The sequence below is a fragment of the Draconibacterium sp. genome (assembly GCF_041583095.1).
GTDB lineage: Bacteria > Bacteroidota > Bacteroidia > Bacteroidales > Prolixibacteraceae > Draconibacterium.
The window spans coordinates 1-6402 of record NZ_JBFHGM010000286.1; the positions used below are offsets into that span (position 1 = coordinate 1).

Below are 6402 nucleotides of genomic sequence, written 5' to 3' on the forward strand. Positions count from 1 at the left end.
AATTTTGTTGCTAGCTTTTCCGGCCAGCACTTCTGTCGCCTCCCTGTTTTCAAGTAGTACATTTAGTTTTATGGAGTCGGCCAAACGGTTAATCCGGCTAATTTCCAGAATATTTAAGGGAAACGCCAGTGTTATATCACTCCAGCCGTTTGATGCAAAATATTCAGCCATTAACACCGATGAAACCGTGATTTGGCTGATCCCGAAACGTTTAAACCACTCACCGACCTTTGCTGCCTGATGCGTTTTGAAATGGGGCCTTAACCGAAGATTATAGTTCTCCGCTTTTTTTACCATCCGTTCAATGTTTTGCAGGCAAACTTCTTTATCAACAATTAGTGTAGGTCGTGTAATTTCTGTCATAAAATAACTTAGTGTAACGTTCTTAATTTTTGAGTCAGAGCGTTGCGGGTAGCCATTAATTCGTTAGAAATACCAACTTTGTACAGGTGTGGACTGATAAAACGTTTATGCTCGTCGGGTAATAAAGCGGCCCTGCTTTTTAGGTAATCATATATTTCTACCGGATTTTTGTGTTGAAGCAAGATATTTCCCTGTTCAACGACTTTTTCGCGAAGACGCTCCACTTTTAGTTTGGAGACTTCGGTGTTTTTTTCGGAATAAATCCGGTGATATATCGTACTAACTTCTTCCGGGTTTTCATCCTGCAGCAGAATACCGTCGCGGAAGAACTTGCCTTCGTCATCAAAATACCTTACCAGTTGTTTCTTTCCGGGCAGGGTAATTTTTTCAATATTTTCCGAGAATTTCATTTTGGGTTCTCCGTCAATCTCGGTGAGTTTATAAACACCATCGAGGGCAGCATCGCTTTTCCCGGTAATCATTTCCGTGCCGATTCCAAAACCGTCGATGGCCGCATTCTGATCGAGCAATAAGGTTTTAATAACGTATTCGTTCAGCTGGTTCGATGCCAGAATCTGAACATCATGTAATCCGGCGTTGTCCAGTTGCTTCCTGGCCTTTTTGCTGAGGTAAGCCAAATCGCCGCTATCCAAACGAATGCCCTTTAGTTTTTCGCCTCTTGCAGCCATTTCATGACCAATGGTAATGGCATTCGGCACGCCAGATTTTAACGTGTCGTAGGTGTCAACCAACAAAATCGTATTGTCGGGATTGGTTTCTGCAAAAGCTCGGAAAGCTTCCAGTTCCGAATCGAAACTTTGTACCCAGCTGTGCGCCATCGTTCCGCTAACAGGGATATCATATATTTTTCCGGCCAGGGTATTTGATGTGGATGAAGCGCCACCGATACAGGCTGCGCGGCTGGCATGAATGGCACCAAAATCCTGTGCCCTGCGCAGCCCAAAATCGGCAAATAATTTTTGCCCCGAGATATGTTTGATCCGGAAAGCCTTTGTGGCAATCAGCGATTCGAAATTCAGAATATTCAGCAAAATACTTTCCACCAACTGGCATTCAATAATGTTTCCTTCAACCGACAGAAGCGGCTCGTTCGGAAAAACAATCTCTCCTTCTTTTACACTGTGAATATCTCCGGAGAATTTGAAGTCGCGCAGATACTCCAGAAACTCATCCTTGAATCCGTTTGCTTTTAGAAATTCCAGATCTGATTTTGAATAGGTGAATTCCTGCAGGGCATCGATAAAATCCTGTAAACCTGCAAAAACGGTATAACCACCTTTGTATGGATTGGTTCTGAAATAGTAATCAAAGGAAGTTTGCTGGTCTTTTTTATGGCAATAAAAGTACCCCTGAGCCATCGTCAGCTCATACAAGTCGGTGTAAAGTCCTAATTTTTCCTTAAATATTAATCCCATTTTGCCCCCTTACAAAGAAAGTTAAAGATAAATAAGAATCTACCAAGATTAAAAGAATATTGGCAATAAAATTTTTTTGGCATATTGTGAAAGAAAAGTTGTAGAGGTAGTGTTGTCAATAGACGGAAAATGAGTTTTAAAAGAAGTTTTGATCGACTATCGGGAAGGGAAATAACGAATAAATATATAATAGTATTGTTGTTAACATAGAGTGTTAGTAATTGTTAGAATTATTTAGCATAAAAGTTAGAAGAAGTTGTATTTTTGCTTTCGTAAAAGAATTGTGTGCTAAGGTTTTGTGCGCCTGTTTTCAGGTGTGCAAGATATCTATTGTGTTGCATATCGCAAGCGCTATTCCTTTTTGCATAAGAATTAATTGTTAAATAGAAAAATCTTTAGAATGCGAAGATCTTTACTTATTGTTCTGGTAAATTTATTGTTTTGTAGCGTTGGGTTCTCACAAACACCCGGATTAATAATAAAACCGGCAGAGACGCCTGGTCAAACAGTACTGGATCCCGATGGTGATGGTTATGTTTCGAAAAAAACAAACGGAGTGCAAATTGGTTTTACCAATCCTCCCGGAGATGACGTAACACAAAGCGAAATACCTTATGTGGCAATTGTTCGACCCGACCCCTCAGACGATATTTTGCGTGGACCAACCGATGGTTTTATCGAAATTGTAGGAACCGATGCAGCGGGCAATAATGCCATCCTTACCTATAATGATGGTACGAATATCCTTTATCGTTTTCGTATGGGGGGATATGCCCCGAACTCAAAGTCGTATTCGTTATTAATCGATACCGACCAAAAATTCGGTTTTACAGGTATAAATGCTGATCCCAATGCCCTTCCCGGAAACCCAGGTTTTGAGATGGAGATTGTGCTAAAAACGAATTTTTCTGTTGATGTTTATTTTGTTGATGGATTAACGAATGGAATTCAGGCCACGAGCAATTCTTTTGATACGAATTGTCAGCAATCGATTGCCGTTTCAAATGCAGGTGGCGACGCTGATTATTTTTATGATTTTTTTATTCCGATAACTGATTTTAATGATCCTGATTTAAGTACGTTGGGGATTGATGAAAATACCCCAATTCGTATTGTTGCCTTAACTACCATGAATCCGCATGAAGCAACTGGGAACAATGCCTTGTCTGATATTGGGGGAGTAACCACCGGCTCTAATATTGATCAAATTTTTATTGATCTGATAGAGGAACAAACTCCGACTCCTCCGGGCGGGGAGATTCTTGATCGTTCAGATTGCCCATCGATTGATCCGGTGAGATCAACCGATGCTTTAATTACAGGAAGCTCAACAGAAGCTTCCGGAACATCGGTTGAAGTTTTTCTTTATCATAGCGATGGCTCAACTTTACTGGGGAGTGCCACAACAACTACAAGTGGTACTTCTTGGGCAATTGATATTTCTTCCTTAAGTCCGGCTGTAACATTAACCGATGGACAGATTGTGAAAGCAGCAGCCACTGCCGAAGGGAAGGGAGAATCTTATGATAACTGCGATGAAACTATTGTTGCCTCTCAATGCTCAAATCCAATTACAGGCGGAGTGATAAATAGTAACGCCAATAAGGGAGTTGCAATAACAGTTGATCCTGGTTATGCCGAAGGAAGTATTATTACATTATATTATTCTGATGGGACCATTTTCCCAAATGCCAATCTGGCTACTACAGGAGGGTCAGCAGGTGACAGTAATCCTGCAACAATAACTTCAGGAGATTACGATATTGAATTTAAATGTAAAACAGGCAACTGTTTTGGTTCAGATGTTTATTTAATAACCATTCAACAACCCGGAGAGTGTGAATCCGATTATTTCTACTACTGTGGCTATGCCTCTGGAGTTAGTGCGGCTCCAACCATTACAACGAGTGAGGTTACAGAAACAACTACGAGCATCGTTGGTGTGGGGACCGAAGGTTCATCCCTCATAAATTTATATGCAGATGGTGTACAAATCGGAACAACAACGTCGGATGCAAGTACTCCTTATAACTGGAGTATTTCTGTTTCAAATCTGAAGGAAGGAAGCGTGATTACTGCAAAGCAAATTGTTTCAGGGCAATGTTTGTCAGATGTCTCAAATACCGTATATGTTAAACGAGATGGAATAAGCCCAATTATCAATACTGAAGGGTGTTCTTTATCAACACCAGTAACTTCTGTCTCTGGTGTTTCAGTAGAAGAATTGGGCAGTCAGGTAAATTTATATGATGTTACTTCCGGCAGATCATTACTAAACACAACAACTGTTCAAGCCGGAGGTGTTTGGACCATCTCAGGTTTAAACTTAACGGCTGGTGATCGGATTGCCGCGACTGTTTCAAGTGCAGCCATAATTGAGAGTGAAGATTCCGATACCATTACTATTTCAACAAAAACAAGTTTATCAGGTGTAACAATTACTATCGATCAGCCTACCGAAGGAGAAACCGTTGTTAGTGGAACCATTAACGATGCAAGCTACCCAACTACCTTAAAAGTGTATGTTGATGAAACCCTTGTAGGCTCAGGAGTAACTATTTCAGCAAATGGTTCCTGGTCGGCAAATGGCTTAACCAGTTTCGATTTGGCAGTTGGAAGTACGGTGCAGGTAACTCTTGAAAATGAATCTTCGTGCGAAAGTGATTTTAGCAGTACATCGGCTATCGTGAGCTGTTTGTCTCCTTTAGATAAAACAATCTCGGCAAGCACTAGTATTTATTGTGCTGAAGAATACGGAATAATTACTGTAGAAAGTTCTGAATCGGGAGTGATTTACACCCCAATTTTAGCCAGTGATAGCAGTACTTTTGGCTTTTCATTTATGGGAAATGGAGCAGATATTGACCTATACACAGACCAACTAAGTGAAAATCCAACTCTGTTAAGGGTTTTGGCATCAAAGTTTCCATACGGATCATGCAAAATTATATTGAGCGACACAGTAGCTCTTACTGTTAACCCGCTTCCAGCAATACCTTCCGGTAGTACGAATCAAACATATTGTTCCGCTGGTTCAACAACATTAGGAGATCTGAATGTTATAGCTCCAAGTGGAAGTACTATTAAATGGTATGATGCATCTTCTAACGGTAATTTACTGGCGGCAAGTACAGTTTTGTCAGATGGATCAACCTATTATGCTGAATCAGAAAATTCTACAACAGGATGTACAAGCTCTTCAAGATTAGCTGTAACTGTTGCAGAAGGTAATCCGGAGGTACCAACGGGCGATGCTAATCAGAGCTTATGTGATGGAGCTACTATTTTAGATCTGGAAGCAACAGTTTCAGGCCCGGGAACAATAATTTGGTACGATGCACCCTCGGGAGGAAATATATATAATAGCACGGATGAGATTGTAAATAATAAAAAATATTATGCAGAAGCATCACAATTCAGTTGTTATAGTACTTCAAGACTGGAAGTAACTGCCAGCATCTCTTCAAGTGTAGGAGGCAATGCCAGCCCAGCCAATGTCACAATTTGTTCGGGCAATACCACTACTATCACATTAAGTGGCTATACAGGAAGTATTCAGTGGCAACAATCGGCCGATGGTTTAACCGGCTGGACGGATGTAAGTGCAGGTAGCGGAGCCACAAGCGCATTGTATAGCACCGGTAATTTAACTACAAATACCTATTACCGTGCTGAAGTTACAAACGGAAGCTGTGCATCAGCTTATTCCGATACAGTATTGGTAAGTGTGGCAGCTGCCAGTGTGGGTGGCGATGCCACTATAACCGATGCCTCAGTATGTTCAGGTAGCAGCACTACCATATCGTTAAATGGTTACACCGGTATTATTCAGTGGCAACAATCGGCAAACGGATCAACAGGTTGGTCGAATGTAAGTTCCGGTAGCGGAGCCACAAGCGCATTGTATAGCACCGGTAATTTAAATACAAATACCTATTACCGTGCTGAAGTTACAAACGGAAGCTGTGCAACAGCTTATTCCGATACGGTTAAAGTGATCGTTAATGAGGTTGTTGGAGGAACTGCATCCGGCAATCAAACTGTGAGTAGTGGGGATGACCCAGCCGCCTTAACTGTAAGCGGCGCCTTTGGTACTGGTACTGTGTCCTATCAGTGGCAGCAAAGCATAATCAGCGGAGTTACAGGCTATACAAATATCGGAGGTGCAACTTCTTCTGGTTATGATCCGCCTGTGGGAATTTCGGTAACAACTTATTTAAGGAGAGTTATAACAAGTAGCTTAAATGGTGTGAATTGTTCTGATACCAGTACATATGTTACAATTACCGTAAACGCTGTATCAAATACGGCCCCGTTAGCAGTAAAAGACGAAGTAACAATTAGCGAAGATACTACCATCGCTTACATCGATGTTCAGGCTAATGATACAGATGCCGAAGGAGATGATCTGAGTACTACAATTATTAGTGGCCCGAACAGCGGAACGGCAGAGGTAGTTAATGGAGACAGCATAAGTTACATCCCGCAGGCCAACTGGTTTGGCACCGATACTTTGGTTTACCAGGTTTGCGATAACGGCTCTCCATCGCAATGCGATCAGGACACCGTAATCATTACGGTAACACCTGAAAACGATGCCCCG

Annotated in this window: 2 protein-coding genes and 1 pseudogene; 1 reads left to right on the forward strand and 2 read right to left on the reverse strand. The window is 41.5% G+C overall.

The window, feature by feature from the left end; genetic code table 11:
* Together ABZB17_RS19165 and ABZB17_RS19170 are read right to left on the reverse strand one after the other, a co-directional pair.
* Positions 1-363: pseudogene (locus ABZB17_RS19165) on the reverse strand (amidophosphoribosyltransferase); the annotation flags it as partial.
* Between the two features lie 8 nt (positions 364-371).
* A complete protein-coding gene (locus tag ABZB17_RS19170) occupies positions 372-1799 on the reverse strand; it encodes a nicotinate phosphoribosyltransferase (RefSeq protein WP_372652618.1) in 1428 nt (475 codons plus the stop codon).
* 400 nt (positions 1800-2199) lie between these two features.
* Between ABZB17_RS19170 and ABZB17_RS19175 the strand changes: the two genes are divergently transcribed.
* Positions 2200-6402 (forward strand): Ig-like domain-containing protein (locus tag ABZB17_RS19175; protein ID WP_372652620.1); only part of this gene is annotated, 4203 nt, incomplete at its 3' end.